Genomic DNA, 945 nt, shown 5'->3' on the forward strand with positions numbered 1-945 from the left:
ACGTCTGATAGGGCATAAGTTCTATTGTACGGGAACCACCGGTACACTCATTAAAAAAGCGCTCGAAGAGAAACATCCTGAAACAGAATGGGATATCACGATTCTGAAATCCGGTCCTTTAGGTGGTGACCAGCAAATGGGCTCACGTATTGTGGAAGGAGAGATTGATTATTTGTTCTTTTTCACGGATCCGATGACATTGCAGCCACATGACACGGATGTAAAGGCACTGACCCGGCTGGCGGGAGTTGAAAATATAGTTTTCTGTTGTAACCGTTCGACAGCGGACCATATTATTTCCAGTCCTTTGTTTCTTGACCCGACCTACAAACGGATTCATCCAGACTATACCAATTATACACAACGCTTTGAAAACAAAGAAATTGTATCGGAAGCAGTAGAACGGGTGAAGAAACGGATGAGCCGAAATGAAAACAATATGATCGAATGAGAATGTAATGTCCAATAAAGGGGATGTGATATGTTTCAGTCATAAAAAGCAGGTTCCTATCCTTTCTGTGAGTATAAAAAAAGATTAAAAGATCAACTGTGTGATAGCAAACTTGCGAGGTATCCTCAAATGGTTTGAAACAGTAATAAACTTTTATCATAAGTTTCTATTATTCCCTTTTATATGAGCGAACACGCCTTTTTGTAGGATTCCAATATAAGAATGAAGACTTCCATGTGGTTGAAACTTAAAATCCTTTTAGGATATGTCATACTGCTTCTCCTGCTCGTCCTGACCATTCATATCTTCCGCAAGGAACAGACGAGGCGGAACAGCCTGCGACAGGATGAGCATGAACTGGCCTGTATCCGGCATCTGGCCGGAGAAACATACGCGGGCTTGCTGGGACTGGCCACTTACGGTGAAACAGCCAGCGTCTGGGATGAAAGCGACCTTGGACTCTACCACACAAAAAAAGACAGTGTCTGTAACAT

The 945-nt window shown here is 42.6% G+C and carries 1 protein-coding gene and 1 pseudogene; both read left to right on the forward strand.

What is annotated here, in order from left to right; translation table 11 throughout:
* Window positions 1-451 (forward strand): methylglyoxal synthase (locus AB5935_RS24720; protein WP_368327726.1); only part of this gene is annotated, 451 nt, incomplete at its 5' end.
* 234 nt (window positions 452-685) lie between these two features.
* A pseudogene (locus AB5935_RS24725) lies at window positions 686-945 on the forward strand (sensor histidine kinase); the annotation flags it as partial.

The sequence above is a fragment of the Phocaeicola sp. RTP21198st1_B8_RTP21198_201120 genome, from assembly GCF_040929485.1.
Lineage (GTDB): Bacteria > Bacteroidota > Bacteroidia > Bacteroidales > Bacteroidaceae > Phocaeicola > Phocaeicola dorei.